At 37.8% G+C, this 21020-nt stretch carries 10 protein-coding genes; 3 read left to right on the top strand and 7 right to left on the bottom strand.

The annotated features are described in order from the left end of the window. Positions 1–213: 213 nt before the first annotated feature. From BZG01_RS10630 to BZG01_RS10610, 5 genes are all read right to left on the bottom strand, one after another. Positions 214–1875 carry a hypothetical protein gene (locus BZG01_RS10630; protein ID WP_101309818.1) on the bottom strand — a complete coding sequence of 554 codons (1662 nt, stop codon included), beginning with the start codon at positions 1873–1875 and terminating at the stop codon, positions 214–216. 604 nt (positions 1876–2479) lie between these two features. Continuing rightward, entirely contained in the window at positions 2480–2713 is a 234-nt protein-coding gene (locus BZG01_RS10625; RefSeq protein ID WP_101309817.1) for a hypothetical protein, read from the bottom strand. 253 nt (positions 2714–2966) lie between these two features. Further along, positions 2967–4763: a DUF3472 domain-containing protein gene (locus BZG01_RS10620; RefSeq protein ID WP_101309816.1), complete on the bottom strand. Its 1797-nt coding sequence runs from the start codon at positions 4761–4763 to the stop codon at positions 2967–2969. A gap of 113 nt (positions 4764–4876) precedes the next feature. Beyond that, positions 4877–6676 carry a RagB/SusD family nutrient uptake outer membrane protein gene (locus BZG01_RS10615; RefSeq protein ID WP_180327285.1) on the bottom strand — a complete coding sequence of 600 codons (1800 nt, stop codon included), beginning with the start codon at positions 6674–6676 and terminating at the stop codon, positions 4877–4879. Positions 6677–6803: 127 nt separating this feature from the next. Then, on the bottom strand, positions 6804–9752 hold the full coding sequence (locus tag BZG01_RS10610; RefSeq protein WP_101309814.1) for a SusC/RagA family TonB-linked outer membrane protein: 2949 nt from the start codon (positions 9750–9752) through the stop codon (positions 6804–6806). A gap of 277 nt (positions 9753–10029) precedes the next feature. Between BZG01_RS10610 and BZG01_RS10605 the strand changes: the two genes are divergently transcribed. From BZG01_RS10605 to BZG01_RS10595, 3 genes are read left to right on the top strand one after another with little or no spacing between them, the layout of a single operon-like run. Continuing rightward, entirely contained in the window at positions 10030–14133 is a 4104-nt protein-coding gene (locus BZG01_RS10605) for a hybrid sensor histidine kinase/response regulator transcription factor (protein WP_101309813.1), read from the top strand. A gap of 11 nt (positions 14134–14144) precedes the next feature. Next, a complete protein-coding gene (locus tag BZG01_RS10600) occupies positions 14145–15545 on the top strand; it encodes an SUMF1/EgtB/PvdO family nonheme iron enzyme (RefSeq protein WP_101309812.1) in 1401 nt (466 codons plus the stop codon). 24 nt (positions 15546–15569) lie between these two features. Continuing rightward, the gene (locus BZG01_RS10595; RefSeq protein WP_143470882.1) at positions 15570–16916 is read left to right on the top strand and encodes a Gfo/Idh/MocA family protein; all 1347 of its coding nucleotides are present in this window, start codon (positions 15570–15572) and stop codon (positions 16914–16916) included. Positions 16917–16973: 57 nt separating this feature from the next. Here BZG01_RS10595 and BZG01_RS10590 read toward each other — a convergent pair whose 3' ends face one another. After that, positions 16974–17927, bottom strand: a complete 954-nt coding sequence (locus BZG01_RS10590; RefSeq protein WP_101309811.1) for an ROK family protein — start codon at positions 17925–17927, stop codon at positions 16974–16976. Positions 17928–18538: 611 nt separating this feature from the next. Further along, positions 18539–20866: a glucosamine-6-phosphate isomerase gene (locus tag BZG01_RS10585; protein WP_101309810.1), complete on the bottom strand. Its 2328-nt coding sequence runs from the start codon at positions 20864–20866 to the stop codon at positions 18539–18541. Between the last annotated feature and the right edge of the window lie 154 nt (positions 20867–21020).

Genomic DNA, 21020 nt, shown 5'->3' with positions numbered 1-21020 from the left:
TAACTTGCTTAGATTCTCCTATTTATTCATTTTTACAGACTACTACTTATATAAATCACTGTCAAGCTTTGCTTTTTAGACAGTCTGACGTTTAGTATAAGAATAGTAGCCGATTTCGTGGCACCTTCCTGTCAGGTTACAAGAAAGTTGAAGCGGGCTACAACCCTTGAATTTACTACTATATCGGCTATTATTTTTATACATGGGCTGGCTTTATTCTGTTATAAATTCATTTGTTAGTTCATCCAAATAAGTCAACCTCATATTTAATGATTTCACAAAGTCAATTTCGGAATCTTTTGGCTTTGAACTAATAACAATTTCCAAATTTGCATTTTTTTGATTGAAATATTGATATTCTAATAATTGTCCAACCGCAATACGAATAGCATATTTACTGTCCATATTCTGAGTAGGTTTAATTTCACAATAATACAATTTAGTCCCATGCTTATATTGCACATCAATGAAGTCTTTGTTTTCCTCATAGCTGATGCCCTTTTTAGAAAGGTGTTTTACAAAAAGTGCTTGCAATTTTGCGTGTAAAGGTTCAATATTTCGTTGTCCTTTCACCCAATAAGAAAATGATTTCGTTGTCGGAGCATTGGCTCCACTTCCAGAGTATTTCTTTCTTAATTTTGCATTTGAACTAACTTTTGCCGTATCGGCTAACCAATCAGTATCAAATTCGCCAGAAGTTAACCAATCAATTATTTCTGCTTTATCTGATAAATACTTTGATAATGTCTGCAAAATTTGTTGTGGCAATACTCGTTGATAACTACCATGCATAGAAATCAGTTTTTCTTTATCCGAAAAATCATGCGGATTAAGCAAAATAGGTTTTTCAAACCAATAATAATTTTCAATTGGACATTTCCATTGAACCCATGTATAATTCTTTTGCCAATGCTTAAGGAAATTTTCTTTATCGTTGTCGAAAGCAATTCTAACTGAATCTTGTTGCCATACTTGATTATAGTTATCAAAAGTATTTAGTTCAGTCGCTATTAATTTTCTTTCCTCATCCTCGTTATGATATACATTCGTTGCAATACCTACAGCATATTGATTTTTATCAAATGAGGCAATCATTACTATACATAAGTTACCATCACTTGAATATTCCAGTAATTTAGGTTTACTCTCTGTATGAAAGACTTTGTAATTTCGCCAAATCCATTTATTATCATTATTCCACTCTTCATGTCCATAACCATAATCTTTTGAAAATCCACCAGCACTTATAAATCCAGATGGACCTTTGTAATTGTTTGTATTCCACATTATAGGTTTTAACACACAGGTCTTTGTGTTTTGAACATTAGTTTCTGGAATCTCCGTTTCTACAGATGTATAAATGGGCAACATTTTATCGAAAGTATTGAGGATTACCCCATAGTCATGTTTACCCTCCTCAACTAATTTGCCGAAAAAGATAAAAGTCCCAATTTGGATGAGGTCAGAACTTATTTTTCTAAAATCAAATATCTCACTCCTTTCTCCATTTTGCCAATACCACATTTTGTAATCCGAAAAAAGTTCAGGTTTTTCCTCATACAAAGCATTAAGTTTTTTAATTTTTGGTTTTAAAAGATTAATATCTGGTAATCTTTGGCTTGGTTCTAGTGAAAATGCTAATCCATATCGAAATCCTTCATCCTCAAATCCGATATTAAATTGAAGTTCAGTCCTTCCACCATAGTGGAAAGCCCAAGTGTCAGTCATAGTTTTTGAGTCGTCCACAAAAATATTGCTGTTGGCTTTTTTCTTTAATCCTTTTAAATCCTTGCGAATATCTTGAAGAGTGCCAAACTCGTAATCTTTTGACATTTGATTAATCTGATTTGCAATATCTCTTAAACTATCACTCATTTTAGATTCTTTTATCGTTTGATGTTAGCACGATGCTCTTTTTAGCTTGCCCATAAACTCCTAAATAAAGCAATGGGCTTTATTTCGTTTATATTTTTTTAAAAAGTGTATTTACCGACCCATATAGGGCAGTAATGTACACATATTATGATGAATCACTAAAAATGTCATTAATCGGATTCTTAATTAGACTAATATTTTGAGTAGAAACATGAGTGTAAATTTCAGCTCATTTACATGCTCTTGTTAAAGGTTTACTAAATTATAAAATCAATATTGTTTAGCAAAGCAGAATCAAATTAAATAAGCAGGAAATAAGCTGAGCTTTTTGCCTTATCATGCAAAATAAAAAAACACCCCAAGCTCTCGCTCGGGGTATTTCCTTTTCTTCAGTTGTATGCAGTAATTAAAAAAATGATTCCAGTTGCTTGAATTGGTATTGCTATCGGCATTCTTTATATGTCTATTGCTAATTTTATATGTCTATTGTGATAATTACTATTCCTATTGGAATAAATTACACTCTATTGCTTGGCGATTCTAATCTATTGGCAAAAATTAACTCCTATTGGTAAAAAAGTGCTCCTATTGGTAAACAAGTCAACTATTGTAGTGGTTTTGGCATATTTTTACTTGCTTTTGCCTCAGTGTATTTCTTGTAAACCTTTCTTTGATACTCTCTCGAATACCTCTTTTGTTTCTCTTCGTCGTTCCAGAAGGCGTACTTGCCATAGGCACGAATTTCGTCGACCAATTGTTTCAGGTAGGTGCAGGCTCTGTCGCGCATTAGTTTTTCCGGTCTGTTTTTGCTGTTTTTTACGCCGTCAACCTTGTTCAACAGGTCGAAAAGCTCGCGCGCCAGCTGTTGTGAGCGGTCGGTTTTGGTGGTATCAAATAGAATTGCTTTTTTAAAGGTTCAGGATATTGTCTGGCAAAAGCAGAGATGCATCGTAACATGGCTGTGCTTTACTTTTTTGCCTCGATACAGCTAAAAATTAATTCATTTTAAGTAAAGTCTGTTTTGAAATTAAATTGGTAAAAAAGGCCGACTCAAATTTAAATTTTGGACGGCCTCTTACTACAATTTCAACTTATTCTGCGATAAAAGCCGCAATTTCTGCCATAGCAGCATTATCGGTTCCATCATGAGATACTTTAGCAATGAACTTAAAATACCGGAATGTTTTTGCTGTGTTTAGTTCGATAGTTTGCTGGTTCGTCGCCTTTTCCAGGACAAAATCTCCCAGGCTTTCCCAAGATGCATTGTCATCACTTATTTGTATTTCCAAATCCTGAACCGTTCTGGACAGATTCTGTCTTTGTGTAAAACAAAAACCATTTACAGTATTGGCTTGTCCCATATCAACGGTAATATGATGAGGAGCTGCTGCAGTGCAACCCGACCAGCACGAATGCCAGTAAGTATTTTCGTCTCCATCAAGCACATCGGCAGCACGACCTGTATCTCCTTCGCCTCCTTGATCTTCCTGTGTGCTGAAATCTACTATTGTCCATCCTGTTCTGTCCATTAAGGTTTGAGTTGAAATGGAGGGGATTTCTAATTTAGAAAAGTCAATAGCTGGTGCTGTTCCATTAGCTGTTCTCGTAAACGATGTGTTGGATGTTTCATTATCACTAAAAAAGCCACAATTTCTCAGGTAAAAATGATCCCCTTCTTTTCCGCCATCATAATCCAATCGTGCGCCGTTACTTCCGGTAGCATCTGTTGTAAATGTTGCCTTAGTCATTTCGAACCACGTTCCCTCAGTATTTCTCACCCACTGATTTAAATAAGTTCCCTTACGGGTAAACTGTCCCATTTCAGTCATAAAATTCTCAAGAAATGAATGTGGTCGGGTTAAATATGTTGAAGTTTTTGGCCGTCGAAAACTGGCGATCAGCTCCCAATTACCAATTTCAGGTGCAAAGAAGTAAGCGGTATAATCTGTACAATTATCATTAGTTGGTTTAGCACCCAACAGAAAACGATATCTGTTTCCGGCTTTCCAATCGTATATTCTGTAACTCTGACCTCCAGACCCTTCATTACCGAACTCACCCGTTTTTACATCAGCTCCTTTTCTTAAAAGCTTAATTTTCTCATCTTCCGGGATATCATTGGGATTATCTGTTTTAAAAGAACTCCATACTGAAAATAAGATTCTGCGTTCTGTTTCGGAATTCACTTGAATTCCAAAGTAGCCTTCACCAAAACCATTCGCCATATAATACGAACCAACAAGATCATTTCCCTCAGGCACCTCAATTTCGTTATAAAACCATTCAATATCACCAGCGTCAGAAGGAATTTCGTAGCCCAAATGAACAGAAGGACCACGTCGTCCCCAGTAAAAATCGTCTTTTACAAAATAGGTCCCTGCTGCTATTGCTTCTCCGCCTATCAGTAACTGGGATACTTCACCGAAATGAGAATCTGTTTTTGAAATGCCCTGTATATCGATTTGAACATATCCTTTCTGTGAAACATTGAAACATCCAACAGGAATAACACCCATTTCCTGTTTGTGAATTGCAATCTCTTTTGATTCATCTCCAATTGTTACTTTCACTTTTGAAGATCCTTTCAGCGCTTTGGCATTTAGTCCCAAACACAACTCTCCTGTTGCATCTACTCTTACAAAAGTTCTGATCAGAGATGTTTCCTTTGTCCAGTTTTTCAGACCCTGATCAGAAATCATGCTTTCATTTAAAGAGATATCATCAACCAGCCAGGCATTTCCCGAGAGAGGAACAATAATTTTCAATTCACTCAAAAGTGCCTCATCATTTGTCTTTGCATCAGAATCTAGTTTAGAACAAGAAGAACATGCCCATAAACACTGAGTAAGCAACAATAAAATTAGTTTTGAATATATTTTAATCTTCATTATATCTTTTTACACTTTTAATTCGTCTCACGCTCCAAGTCCACAACTAAATAATTTTCATTCTATAAAATATTTCAGGAGAAGTTAAAAAAACCTCTCCTGAAATGATTTGTTTACAGATTCTGCTGTAAATCAGGCTGAGCTAAAATTTCATTCTCTGGAATGTATTCTATAATAACATTGGAATTATAATCTACTTCAAAGAACGGATCGTTACCACGAAGATGAGTTCCCGGATAAGTTCTATTCAAATTTCTATTGTTTCTAAAAACATCAAATTTACGATGTCCTTCATAAGCTAATTCCAAACGACGCTCTTTAAGAACCAAGTCTAAAATGCTGACTCCTGCTGTTAGATCAGCTGCAGTATATTCAGCTTCGGAACCAATTGCCCTGCTTCTTACCATATTCACATTAAGAAGAGCATTAGCAACATCACCTTTTTTAGCATAAGCCTCGGCCTTATTCAAGTAGATTTCAGCCAAACGTGAAATAACCGGCGACCATAAATGACCTTTATTCTCCTGTCCCGAACATTTGGTAATAAAATATTTAGGATAGGTTTGACGAGTAGCCAATTTCTGATTAATGCGTAATTTTACAAAAGATGTCAATAATTGAGTCGCTCCTGTTTCAGAATTGATTTGATAAGGTTTTACAGAATAATTTGTTACTCCTGTTTTAGAGTCCACTTCAGTAATAATTGGCACCTCTAATTTTACAGTCCCGTTTGTATGCGCTAATTTCTGATACAAAATAGTGCGGTCTGCACTCACCGAATCCTGATGAAAAAGCAATCCATTCAGCTTTTTCTGTCCATCAGAATCGGTAGACTTATACGAATTTAAGCCATACCATATTCCCCACTGGTCTTCACTATTTTTATCTAAAACCATTGAAGTTACAAAGGAAGCACGTGCATCATCAGCCCATTCCTCTACAATATCCCTATAGGTAACAGAAGCATACAGCTCACCCCAGCCAGAACCATCCAATGAAGCTTTTCCTTGCGCATCAACGGCAGCATACATTCCTGAAAATGCATACCAATCATCATCTGCCCCTGAATTATCAGCACCATTAACAAATCGTAAAGCAAAAATTGTTTCCTGATTTTCGTCAGGAGTGAATGTTGGGTATTTCTTAAAATCATCTTTCGATAATAAGGAATAACGACCCGAATTGATTACTAAATCGGAATAAGCAATTGCATTATCGTTATCACCCATATACAAGTAAACACGAGACAGTAAAGCTTGTGCAGCTTCTTTTGTAGCATAACTGGCAGTTTTTTCTGATTGCATTAAAGATTCAGCTTTCTTTAAATCGGAAACAACCTGCTCGTAACACTCCTTTACTGTTGAACGCAAAGGTTGATCATCAACATCGGTCGATAATTTTATAGGTACACCTAAATTTGTTTCCGGGCTTTGACCGTATGGGCGACCAAACAATGAAGTCAGGTAGAAATATTGCATTCCTCTTAAGTAATAATTCTGTCCGATAAGATTATCCAAGTCTGCATTTACCCCCTCTTCGGCTCTATCAATTACGATATTACACCCTACAATCGCTTTATAAGCAGCTGTCCAAACGGCTTGTTTTCTGTAGCCTTTAACCTGACGCTTATAGTTATATGTATAAAATAAAGGATCAGTAGTAGAACCACTTAAGGCTACATTATCGCCTGAATACTCTCCAAAACGGAAGTAATTATTCACCCATGAGTAACCATCAGCAATTCCTGATCCTTTAAGAATAGCATAATTCCCTAGAGTTAATGCCTCCAGTGCATTTTCCGATGAGTAAACAGCATCTTTTTCTATTGTTTCATAAGGCTCCATATCCAACTCACACGAGCTAAAGCCGAGAACCAAAATAGAAACCAGGCAATATTTATATATATTTTTCATTTGATTTAAATTTCAAGTTTTTATCCTATGAAAGTTGCATGAATAATCTCTCCTCAACAGGAGTAAATTGGCATGCTTGTTTCATTTTTTTATTTAGATCCCAGTTACGTATAGCAAACACATTCCTCTAAAAAGAGAAATTGAAACCAAACATAAATCTTCTTGGAATAGCATAATCTCCATATTGAGATGTTTCTCCTTCTGAATCTTCATTTCCGACTTCAGGGTCAACACCAGAAAAATCAGTAATTGTCAAAAGATTTTCTGCAGAAACATAAACGCTCAAATTATTCAATAGTGATTTTTCTTTACATCCAGCAAATGAATAGTTTAAGGTCACATTACGAAGTTTAAGAAAGCTTCCATTTTCCAGATAACGCGATGATGTTTTATTGGAGAGACTGTTTCCTCCATTTAAAGCTTGCGGATGCGTTGCGATATCACCAGGTTTAGTCCAACGGCTCCATCCTGATTTTAACGACATTGAATTAAAACTTGCGTAAGCACCATCATTGTCATACAATTCGCGACTTGAATTGTAAATATCAATTCCTGATACAAAATCAAGATTCATATTCAACGAAAAGTTTTTATAAGACATTACCGAAGATAAACCACCAAAGAAATCCGGTGAAGCAGCACCAACTATCTGATTGGTGGCATCATTGTAATTGCTGGTTAACGAAGTGGTTCCGTCCTCACCTATTACTTCCCATTGAGGTTTGCCATCCTCAGAATTTACACCCGCCCATTTGCGCATGTACCAGGTATCCATATCTTCCCCTTCGCGACGAATTTTATTTCCTGATGTGAATTCCTTATTTTCATACAATTCCTGAACTTCATTGGTGTTAAAACCAACATTAGCATCTATATGCCATGCAAAATTATTGTCTTTAGCCTTAAAAATATCAGCACCAATCATAAACTCAACACCTTTATTTTTAACAGCACCAATATTCTCCCAGTAGCCGTTAAAACCAGATGTAGCAGGCAGAGATACATAATAAAGAAGGTCCTTAGTGTCTTTGATATAATATTCCATATTGATATCAAAACGATCAAAAACTCTTAAATCAACAGCAAAATTGGTACTGTAAGTTTTCTCCCAGGTTAGATCGTCGTTGCCCAATTGGTTGGCCGAAATAACAGGAACCCCATTGTACTGATTGGTAATCGAATACAGCTCCTTACTTGGATGGTAATTACTCTTGTTATTTACTGTATAATCTCCAGGCGTATTACCTAAAACACCATAACTGGCCCGTAGTTTTAAAACATTAATTTCTTTAATATCAAAGAAATCTTCGTTATGAATATTCCATCCTCCACTAATCGAATAAAAATTACCAAACCGAGTATCCTCACCAAATTTAGATGAACCATCCCTACGGAAAGAGAACTGAGCCATGTAGCGAGAAGAGTAAGAATAGTTAGCATTGAATAAATAGGATTTGAAAGCGTAATGATCTTTAGAACCTTCAATATTTTTCATTTCAGCACCAGCATCTAAAATACTTGTCCCTGAAACAACACCATTTTTTTGTGCTTTTGTTGTAGACCATTCATAGTTGTTATACTCATATGCTGCCATTACAGTGAAAAAATGTTCATCAATCGATTTTGTGAATCGTAATAACTGATTCGAAAATCGGTTTAAACTTTTCCAGTGGTAGTTCGAAATAGAACCGCCATCATTTTGTCCTGAACTTGACTGGGGATCCGTGTAAGACATGGAATTATGATGCTGATAATCGAAGCTGTTAGATGACACAAAGGTTAAACCCGGTGCAATATTCACATCAAATCCTAATGAAGGAGATAATTTGAGTGTTGTAGATTCAGAATAATTCCATTGTAAATCGTAAATGGAATTACTTCTGTCACGCCCAATCCAACCCACAGCCTCATCCTTAGGGTTAATAATATTGCCATTGTCATCTCTTGGACGATCATATGGCATATTCAGAAACATTTCGCTAACACCTTGCTGCTTGTCTTCAATATCCTTGTAGGTGAAACTCATTTTAGGATGCAAAGTAAGGTATTCACGAATTTTATAATCCACATTCATTCTTCCTGAATATCGGGTATAATCGTATCCCTTAACAGCACCTGACTCATCGTACACATTACCCGATATATAAGTCTTCATTTTATCATTTCCGCCACTAAATGAAATGCCATAATCCTGCACAACACCCAATTTGGTTCCTTCATCAAACCAATCGGTATCAACATTCTGAGCATCTTCTGTGAACCAATCCAAATCGGCATATCCGTTCCCAAACGATTTAATGTAATCAGTCATTTCAGCAGCATTCATCATCGAGAAATTCCCCAATGACAAATCACTAACTCCGGTTTTAACTGATACTGATATTTTAGATTGATTGGCCTGAGCAGATCTGGTAGTTACCAGCACAACCCCATTGGCCGCACGTGAACCATAAAGAGCCGTTGCCGAAGCATCCTTCAAAATTGTAGTCGATTCAATATCCTGAGCATTTAAATCCGGTGCTTCAGCCTGAATCACACCATCAACCACCCATAAAGGATCTACACTACCTGATAATGTAGACTTACCACGAATTCTGATTCTAGGTGCAGCTCCAGGTCGTCCGGAATTTGCACTCACATAAACACCTGCCGCTTTTCCCTGCAGCATGTTTGCGATATTCGGAGTTGTTACCGTTTTTAAATCGTCTGCTTTTATGTTCGTAACAGATCCAGTCATGTTAGACTTCTTCTGCACGCCATAACCAACTACAACAAGCTCATCAAGCATTTCAGTATCTTCCAAAAGAGTGCAATTAACAGTCCGAGAAGTAACTGTAATCGTCTGCGTTTTAAATCCCATAAAAGAGAAAATTAACTCATCTCCCATAGCACATTTCAATTCATAATTTCCATCAAAATCGGTAGAAGTTCCGTTTGTCGTTCCTTTCACAATAATATTAACACCCGGAAGAGGGAGTCCGCTACTGTCCAAAATTTTTCCTTTTACAACATCGTCCTGAGCATATAAGGCAAAACCCAATACACACAAGCAAATTGTCAACAAAATGTTTTTCATAGAGGTTTATTTTAAATTAGAATAAAAAATAATTTCACGTCTATCAACAAGAATTCAGGTTAGTTAATTCTTGTCGCAGATCTCGTGAGTATCAAAAGTGAAGAATCGTGTTTATAAAAAAGTGGATATTTTAGGCTAAGTGGTAGACATTTTCCCATGCTGTTAATTTTAAGACACTTACACACATCCACTCAATCAATTTTATTTGAATTCTACTTGGAAGGCTTCTAACAGATGTCTATTTTTGTTTGTACCTGAACTTAGAAACAGATACATCATGTTGAGAAAAAATTCACCTGCAGCTAAACTGATTCTACTATTACTGGCTTGTACTACGTATCTCTTTTCATACGCAGATGAATCAACGAATTTTATTCATGTAAGAGCAGAATCAGGGAGACAGCAAACCATTGCCACAAGTGTAGCAGAAGATTCACTTGGTTATCTGTGGCTTAATTCGCACACGGGTATTCTGCGCTTTGACGGATATGATTACCGCCAATATTCAAACAGCGAAATATTTGGAAAGGAAGCATCTGCTGCCTCAATTCTCAGCTTATTAAAAGATTCCCGGGGAGACATTTGGTGCGTATCTAAAAAAGGCTCGATTTCCAAACTGATGTCATCAGAAAAATTTTCGCCGCAATATTCCAACATCACCATGTTAGCAGAACATCAAACACTGGAATCTGTATACGTTGGTTCGTCGGGAATTTGGTTGGGCAGCAATTTCGGAACAGTAATCGGTCAGTCTCTTGCCGATTCAACAATTATTCGATTTGACATTTACTCATCCAATGAAACCATTACATCCATTACAGAAGGAAAAAACGATATTGTATGGTTCAGTACCAACAAAGGACGAATCTTTAAGGGAAATACATCAACCCGGGAACTTACCGAACTAAAAGGCCCTTTCAATAATCCATTCAACACCACTATCTTAACAACTGATAAAAATGGAAATCTTTGGATTGGAACAGAACTTTACGGATTATTTTCTTACGATCCGGAAACAGAAACCTACGATCATTTTCACAACAAAGCCAAAGCTTCACATTTTGTTCCAACCAATATGATCATCCGCATTTTCCGCGACAGCAAGGGAATCATTTGGGCGGGTACTGACGGAGGCGGACTGTATCAGGTGAATCCGGCAACAAAAGAAGTAAGAAGATACACTCATTCGAAAACCAATAAATTTTCATTACAGAGCAATACAATTATAGGACTGGGAGAAACAAACAACAATGATATCTGGGTCTTCACAAATTATGGCAATATCAATATATTACCCAGTGAATCATCAACTTTTGGATATTACAGCGGCAGTCTTTCGGGTTCCCCGGCAAGGGTTCTATCCATTTTAAAATGCGGCAATGGAAATCTATGGATTGGTACCGATGGAGAAGGAATCACCATAATTGATAAAACGGGAAAGGCAGTTCAGCAATTTGCTGCAAAAACCAACACAGCCAATGGGCTGACAGGGAATTACATTCAAGCCCTGGTTGAGGATGAAAACCAAAACAAATGGATTGGAACTTACCTTAACGGATTGCTCCTTTACGATACAAAGACAAATAAATTTTCATCGATAAAAGCAGTAAATAAGGTCGGACAGATGGCTACAGATATCAGGTCTTTATTTATCGACAATAAAAACAGAATTTGGGTTGGCAGTAACGTGGGGATATCTGTCTACTCACTATCCGGCAAACAAACAGCCTTTTATCCGCACAATAAAAACGGCCTTAAAGGAAGTATCGCAGAGGTCTTTTTAGAAGATGAAAACAATCAGATTTGGATAGGAATGATTGACGGTGGATTGTTCTTATTTCAAGAGGAAAAAAAATTGGAAGATTCCTTTTTCATCCCTTTTCAATTAGTAAACACTAAAAATAAGCCTGAGAATAGTATCAGCCACGGTACTACAGATGATCACGGCAATCTCTATTTTGTAAATTCTTATTCCAAACTACTTAAATTCAGTACTAAAGAGAAAAAAACGGTACCTATTACCGGATTTAGTAATGAAGAAATTCACGGAGTAATAGCTGTGATTGCTGCAGACAGCTTAAATTTATGGGTTTCACGGGTAAACGGTATTTCTCATCTGGATCTTGCGGCGGGCCGCAGTTATTTTTATTCCTGGAAAAACGGCACTTTAAAAGATCGCTTTCTTTCGGGAAGTGCTGCCAAAGATAAAGATGGGATCCTCTATTTTGGAGGTGTGGGAGGATTAAATCATTTTGATCCCTCCCGAATAAAAAAAACAAAAAAGGAGTTACGCCTTCGCGTTAATCAGCTTAAAATTGTGAACCGGGATGCAGAAGAATTAATTCCGGAACAACTGAAAGCAGGTATCGAACAAATAAAAACTTTGACGCTCAATCACAAACAGACCTCTTTTTCTTTTCAATTCTCAGTAATAAACGATCATCTGGATCCAAACTATTTTTATGCCTACCGGCTAAAAGAATTTGATAATGATTGGATCACAACCGAAAACATGCGGGTGGCCACTTATACCAATATCCCTTACGGCAATTATACGTTTGAAGTAAAAGCAGGAACCAAAAGAAACGTTTGGGATATTCAGACACAAACAATAGAGGTTAAAATTCTTCCTCCGTTTTGGCTAAGATGGTGGGCTTATTTGATTTATACATTCCTGATTTTAATCATCAGTTTTTTTATCATTCGTTATTCCATTATGTGGGCCCGATTAAAGAAAAAACTGTATTTAAAAGAACTTCAAAATGAAAAGGACAAGGAATTATATGAATTGAAGATGAATTTCTTTGCAAAAATGTCGCATGAAATTCAAACGCCGCTAACCTTGATTTTATCGCCCATCGAAAACATGATTGAACGCGCAGAGGGGAATTTACTGCTTAGACAGCGCCTGCAGGTTATTAAGAACAATGCGAACCGATTGTCGCGGATTGCAATGGAATTAATGACAATACGAAATAAGGAATTGGGAAAATTAAAAATCAGCGTCAGCGAGAATAACATTATTAAAGATATTCATAAAACAGCTCTTTCTTTTATGGAGCAAGCCCGATTCAAGCAAATTGACTTTAACGTGGAAGGAGTTGAAAAAGAAGAAATTATGCTTTGGTACGATCAGCAAAAACTGGAGCATGTGATTTACAATCTTTTGGCCAATGCCTTCAAATTTACTCCCCGGGAAGGAAAAATAACAATCGCCGTTACTGAGAATATTGAAGAAAGAAAAGCAGAGATTAAAATAACCGATACCGGTATTGGTATTCCAGGCAATGAACTTACAAATATCTTTAATCTGTTTTATCAATCGAAAGATGGAAAAGCAATTGGAGGAACAGGAATAGGACTGGCCTTAAGCAAAGAATTAATTCTCCTGCACAAAGGGGAAATCTCTGTTGAATCTGAACTCCATAAAGGAACAACATTTACCATTTCAATACCAACTGGTAATCAGCATTTCGGACAGGACGAATTTGCTTATCATGAATCCAGCAGGGAAGAAATAAATGAAACTCCGGTTCTACCTTCAAATATCACTCAGGAATTAAGAGAATTAATTCCTGATGAAAACAAAAAAAACATCTTGATTGTTGAAGACAATTATGAAATGCTGCTGTTTTTGGAAGATAGCTTTAAAATGTTCTACAATGTAAGAGTTGCTCAAAATGGACAGGAGGCTCTTTCCTGCCTGTCTGACTACAAGGCTGATATCATTTTAAGTGATGTAATGATGCCGATTATGGACGGAATTACACTCTGCAAAAATTTAAAAGAGAAAAAATGCACCCGTCACATTCCAATTATATTACTGACAACAAAAAATACGACAAGCTCGAAACTGGAAGGGCTGAAATTTGGTGCTATTGAATACATTAACAAACCATTTAATGTAAAAGAGCTCTTGTTAAAAGTAAACAACATTTTAGACGCTCAAAGAAGAGTAATAGAACAATATCGTGCTGAGATTCTTACAGATTGCAAAGAGCTTGAAATAGAATCTCCGGATGAGAAGTTCATAGAATCGGTTCTTCAGGAAATAGAGAATAATTTTGAAGATCCGGAATTTAGATTGGAAGAACTAGCCGTGAGTTTAAACATGAGCTATTCCAACATTTACCGAAGATTTCTATCTTTAACAGGTAAAACACTAGTCGATTTTGTCCGCACATTCAGATTGCGAAAAGCCGTTCCTATACTATTTAATCACAATTTAACTATCTCGGAAATTGCTTTTAAAGTAGGATTTAATGATCCGAAATATTTCTCCAAATGTTTCAAGAAAGAATATAAAAAAACACCTAAGCAATACAAACTGGAATACAAAGCGTTGAGTTCTTCAGATAATTTAAACCCGGATATTGATTAATTGATTTTCTGATGAATAAGTCCCTCCGTAAATACAAATTTCTTCTGTTCATACTTTCGTCTTTCCTTTTTGCTCTTGTATTTGTTACAGGCCTTAAGGGAATTGATCATTTGAGTTCCTCCGATGAATACTGCATGTCTTGTCATGTGCATTCCAATACCGATAATGAATGGAGAATATCATCTCATCACAACAATAAAAGTGGTGTTACCGTTCACTGTGTTGATTGCCATTTACCACCCAAAGAACATATGGCTTATTGGCCTGAAAAAATAAAAGCAGGCGCAAGAGACCTTTACTCCTATTGGTGTAAGGATATGAACAAGATTAATTGGACCGAAAAATCCACTCTGGAAAAAGCAAAGCATCATACGTTCACAGAATCCTGTATCAGCTGTCACCAAAATTTATTTCCCCTGCACTTGTCAAAGAAAGGAGATGAAGCACATCTTTACTATAAAAACAATAAAGCTGATTTGGATTGTTTCAATTGCCATTTAGGTGTTGGGCATGGTGAAAAGAAATCGCACATTGGAAACTTCGATTTTTTAAAATCCTCACAAACTGAAATAAAATACAACAAGGCTGCCGAAGTAAGCGATTTCAAGAATTTCACAGAACAAATCCCTGGAACTTCGATTGCTTTTGAAATGATCGCTCTGCCAATAGTTAAAGAATTGAATAAATCCTTTTTTATAGCTAAAACAGAGGTAACATGGAATGAATACCAGGCATTCCTTCGCGAAACTGAATCGGAAGGCCGTACCGAAACCAATACTGATGTTGATGCCATTTCAGGAGCAACCCCACCCTTTGGAGATCCTTCGCAAGGATGGGGAATGGGAAACCGGCCCGCAATTACCATGTCCTGGCATGCTGCAAATACTTATTGCAGATGGCTTTCTCAAAAAACCGGAAAAACTTACCGTTTGCCAACGGCCGCAGAATGGGAATACGCTACCGGAACCAATGAAAATGAAGAATTCTTTTTTGGTGGTAAAACTTCAGATTATACAGCAAAAAACATTGTTCTGAATCTATTAAAAAAACCGGGTGGTAAAATTAATAATTACGTGATTTGGAAAGAAAACAGCAATGGAAAAACGGGTTTGCCGGAAGAGGTTTTGCCAAACAAATTTGGCATTGTAAACCTGCTGGGTAATGTTCGGGAATTTTGCCTTGATACGGTAAGAATAGATCGGAAAACCGAGTATATAATCAAAGGAGGATCATTTAAAAGCTCTGTGCACGAACTGCTTTGGAACTTTAAAGATCATACCGAACATGATAAATGGATGAGAACCGATCCTCAAATCCCCAAAAGCATCTGGTGGTATTCCGATTGCAATGATGTTGGTTTCCGTGTAGTTTGCGAATGGCCTCAGGAAAATCAGAACAACAGAATCAAATAATCTTCATTTTTACTCTCCGACAATATGAATAGCAATGATTACAACAACAGCCGAAGAAATTTTCTGCGCAATGCTGCCGCTGCAGGAATCATAGGTGCCATTGGAATTAGTCCCTTTCTAACTTCTTGTCAATCGGGCAAAAAGAGAGAATATACTTTTCCTCCCATGTTGAACAGAGCTCCTGATGGACCACTTTTAAAAGCTGGTATTGTTGGCTGTGGTTACCGGGGAACGGGTGCCGCATTAAACTTTTTGAATGCCGGACCCAATGTTGAAATTGTGGCCCTGGCTGATGTTTTTCAAGACCGTATTGATGCTTGTCGTTTGAAAATAAAAGAACAAAAGGGACTTGAAATTTCTCCCGACAAGTGTTTCTCAGGTATCAATTCCTTCGGGAAACTGATGAACTGCGACATAGACATTGTGATTCTTGCAACGCCTCCGCACTTCAGACCACAACATTTCGAAGCTTGTGTAAAAGCCAAAAAGCATGTATTCATGGAAAAACCTGTGGCTGTTGATCCGGTTGGTGTCCGTTCCGTAATGGTAGCTGCCGAAAAGGCTAAAATGTTGGGATTATCGGTAGTAACCGGAACGATAAAACGTCATCAGCAGGATTACATTGAAACGTTTAAACAGGTAGCCAAGGGAGAAATCGGCGAAATTGTATCGGCTAACAGCTATTACAATGTGGGTAAACTCTGGCACAGAAATCCCCGGGCCGATTGGTCTGAGCTGGAAAATATGATTCGAAACTGGGTGAACTGGTGCTGGCTTTCGGGCGATCATATTGTAGAACAAAATGTTCACAATTTAGATACCGTGAATTGGTTTGTAGGCAAACATCCCGAAAAGGCTCTTGGTTTTGGTGCCCGGCAGCAAAGAATTACCGGCGATCAGTACGACATGTTCAGTGTCGATTTTGTGTACGATAAAGATATCCATTACCACAGCATGTGCCGTCAGATTAATGATTGCAGCAATTCAATTTCTGATCGTATTCAAGGCAGCAAGGGAAGTACAAATTGTGAAAATACAATATACAATCCTGACGGATCGGTAAAATGGACTTTTGATTATCCCCGAAAAGGGAATGGCTCTACTCTAAGCCGATTGGCAACAAACCCTTACGATCAGGAACTTATTGATTTGCTTACAGCCATTCGAACCGGCAATCCGGTAAATGAGGCTTTCCAAATTGCAGCATCAACCCTTACCGGTATTATGGGAAGAATAGCTGCTTATACCGGAAAAGAAGTAAGCTGGGACGAAATGATGAATTCTGATTTGTATTTGGGACCAAAAACTTATGTGATTGGGCCTGTTGCTGTTTCAAAAGAAATACCCAAACCAGGAAGTAGTCCGAAGTAAAAAACCGTTTCACCACATTGTGAAACGGCCATATCAATCAGTATTTTATTGGAATCATTACGCCTGATCGTTCCATATTAAAGCGGCTGCGCCTAAAACTGCCGCATCATCGCCTAATTCTGAAGGCAACAGGCTGATTTTATTCTTATACAGAAAGAGTAAATTCTTCTCCATTGCCTCACGAACGGGTTCAAAAAGAAGCTCGCCTGCTTTTGCCAGTCCTCCAAAAAAGAAAATAGCTTTAGGACTGGTTACCGAAGCCACATTTGCCAAAGCTTCCCCTAACATTTTTCCGGTATAGGCAAACACTTCCATCGCCAACAGGTCTCCGTTATTGGCCGCATCAGCAACCATTTTAGCAGTTAAATCATTAAACGGAACTGCCCGCAAAGAACTATCACCCATATGCTTCGCCAACATCTTATATGCAGTTCGTTTTACTCCGGTAGCCGATACATAAGTCTCCAGGCAACCTCTTCGTCCACAGCCGCACTCCCGTCCTTCGGGCCGCATAATAATGTGTCCGACTTCTCCGGCAAATCCATCATGTCCGTAAAGCAAGCCGCCGTTTACAACAATGCCGCTTCCCAAACCTGTACCCAGAGTAATCACCATGTAGTCATCCATGTTTTTGGCACCTCCGAATATACGCTCACCCAAAGCGGCAGCATTGGCATCATTGGTCAATTTTACAGGTACATTCATGCGTTCCTTCACCAAACGGGAAATTTCCAGCAATCCTTTCCACCGTAAATTGGCGGCATTTTCGATGGTACCGGTATGGTAATTTCCATTGGGAGCTCCAATACCTATTCCAATTAGTTTCAAATCTTCACCTGAATCTTCAATCGTCTTATCAATTGAATCACACAAGTCATTCAGAAAATCCTCGAATCGTTCCTGCTCCTGAGTAGGAATGGTTCCATTTCCCCATGATTTTCCGTTTGCGTCAATACACGAAAAAACTGTATTGGTTCCTCCTATGTCTATACCTATTGCTATATCTGTCATTCCAATTGATTTTAATACAAAAAATTGTCGTGGTGCTACGACCATTACCGTCGTGGTACTACGACCATTACCGTCGTGGTACTACGACCATTACCGTCGTGGTACTACGACCATTACCGTCGTGGTACTACGACCATTACCGTCGTGGTGCTACGACCACTGCTGTCGTGGTGCTACGACCACTGCTGTCGTGGTGCTACGACTATTGTTTTCCTAAAAATAAAATGTATCATATTCTTAAATTCCATCTCTTTTCATCTGTTTATTATTTGTTTTTAAGTTGCCATATGGTTCCGAAAGCTTTCGGAATTACCAAGCTGAGAATAATCATCTCCCTGTGTGTCAAAATCGCTTTGACATGGACGTTTCATACTAAATATGAGAAACGGTATCGTGTCGGGTTTATCTTTTTTACCCCTAAATCCCCTAAAGGGGACTTTTTTGCTGCATGCAAAACAATAATTCCTCTATATTGTCCGATTGCGGGGGTACACTTCCGCAAAAGTAAGAAATCCAACTCATTTTATTCTGTTTCCGATCTATTCGTTACACTGCAAAAAAAAAGGATCGGGAGAATACTCCCCCGATCCTGAGGTATTTATGTGTGGTACTTAAAACGGATTTTCCTCAACTGCTTTTTCCAAGTCTTGTGCCATAGCCACAAACTCTTCAGCATTCATCTCTTTTATATAAACCAAACCATGAGTAGCACGTACCAATGGATGACTATTTTCGTAAAAGAAATTCTTGCCTAAAAGCAACTGAATTTGTTTCAGTTGCTGCACCCAAACCTTTTGTGTCAGCTCGTTGAATTTGCCATCGTACTCGTAGCTTGGAAAAGATGCATTCACCTGACTTAAATAACTTTCGGTAAATGAGTTTTCCATAACATCAAGAGCATTTAGAGAAACCGGAACAATAGCATCGGCTTCGGAAGGATGGTATTTAAACCAAACATTTCGGTAACCAACAATTCGAAGTTTCGATAAATCTTCCTCTTCTTTCCACTCCTTAACTGCTCCTGCAATGGCCTGCAATACTTTATAATGTGTATCCGGTCCACTGCCTTCCGGATCCATAGCCAAACTAATAATTGTGGGTTTGTATTTTCTGAATTCCTCCAAAACCGGAAGCATATCCCTGTTCTTTTCAGGTGTTTCGGTGAACACATCCCCCTTATAGAATCCCAAACGCAGGTGATGAACATTTTTTACAGGAGTACCGAAATGAGCCCAAACCAACTCTTCTTCAAACTCACGAATCATCCCTTTCATTTTCTGAACTTCAGGAGAATTTTTACCTCCATCGTAACTGCTTTCCAAATCTGCAATAATAAAAGCAATTGTCTCATTCAGATGTTCCTTGCTGTTTACTTTCCAGGTTTCAACAATAGCACGAATTACACGATGACACAAACCTCTTCGCTTTCCGTTTTGATTTCGGGCTGCAACCGAATTCAGGAAATGATATACATCTTTATCCCATTTCTTACTGAATCCTACCTCGAAGAAATCAGGATATTCCAGCATCTGAATTTCACCTTTGGCGATAAATTCCTGACACTCTTTTAATACACCTATAACAAAACCATTCGTTACTGCGGTAAAACCGGATGTAAGAACAGAAAAATGAACATCATTAGTTGCCGAACGCATCTGGCGGTTCGTATATGGCATAATTCCCAGCATGATATCATCATGATGCGGACCGGTATGGTAAATTACCTCGTTGGTATCAGGCTTCATCCCTTTTTCCAACTTCTTTTTGATGGAATCAATCACAGCCTGAACAGTTCCTTCATTCAAATCAGGAATTTGACTGGTGTAAGGATCAGCCTTTAAATCTTCCAAAGTTAAATGATGACCATACTTATTGATTTTCTGACACAGATCGATAACCGCTCTTTCACTTTTTGCCTTTGTCCAATCTCCTGTTTTGTAAAATTGGTTCACGCTATCGGTCAATTTACAGGCCGCTCCCGTTGTTAAATAAAAGCGGCTGTTTTTCTGACGCTGAAGTACCGAAGCCGGATAAATCGCATCAGGCTCGCTTTCCAGTGATCCTTTTACAATATCAGCTTTAGCTTCGCCTGCAGCAAAAATAATGGAAACAGCATTTGGATCGTGAGTGATTGTATCCAAGCCAATGGTTATTACCAAACGGTTTCTTGATACTTCAATACCGCCCAAATCGCCTGCTGCAACCGCCTGCGTCTCGAAATTTGTCTTTGTTAACCGTGTAGTCGAAAAATGATCCGATCCACGGGTGTTAAAGGCAATATGACCATCAGGACCAATTCCGCCCAGGAAAAACCCGATGCCGCCTTTATCGCGGATTTTTTGCTCGTAAGAAGTACACCAGTTATCAATCATGAAAATTGATTTCTGCTGCATCTCTTCCACAACACTTGTTGCCTCGCGGTAACGAAGCGACAAATCAATATTGTAATCAGGAAAAACTTCCAGAAAATGCTTATTGTCCACCAATGGAATTTCCTCTGAATTAATCAGTAACGAATTGGATTTCTCCAAGCCAAAACCTTCAATATAGTATTTCATCACATAGTTGTAAAAACTATTGTGCTGGCGCGGATCAATCGGGTAAAACTCATCAATCTGAACAAACTGCAAACCACTCAAATCTGGTTTTGCCATGTTCCCAAGTCCATACCGACTGCGGATTTCGATTCCTTTAGGCTTGTTCCAATTCTCAAGAAGAAACTGAGTATACTTGATAAAATACTCCGGAGTTTTACCGGTTGGCAAACTAATTACTCCCTGAGGATTTTGTTCTGCCCACTCCAAAAAACGAAGTGAAGTCATCAAACCCAATTTTGGAAAATTATCAACCGTTACATAAGGTATTTTGGCTGTAATTTCCTGCACTCCTGATAATTCATGGAATGCCTGCTCTACTTTTGATGTAAATAATGTTTTCATTTTCTTTTTATTTCTATAATCTCTTAACAATAGTTCGTTAAGTTTTATGCAGCTATTAAACCAAAATTATTGAGTTGCCTGACTTTTTCTTTATTTTTCTTCGTGTTTGGGTTTATCCCAAACACAATTAAAAATCTATCCATTAGTAATTGAT

Source organism: Labilibaculum manganireducens, assembly GCF_002843385.1.
Taxonomy (GTDB): Bacteria; Bacteroidota; Bacteroidia; order Bacteroidales; family Marinifilaceae; genus Labilibaculum; species Labilibaculum manganireducens.
This window is presented reverse-complemented; position numbering and strand designations above follow the sequence as displayed.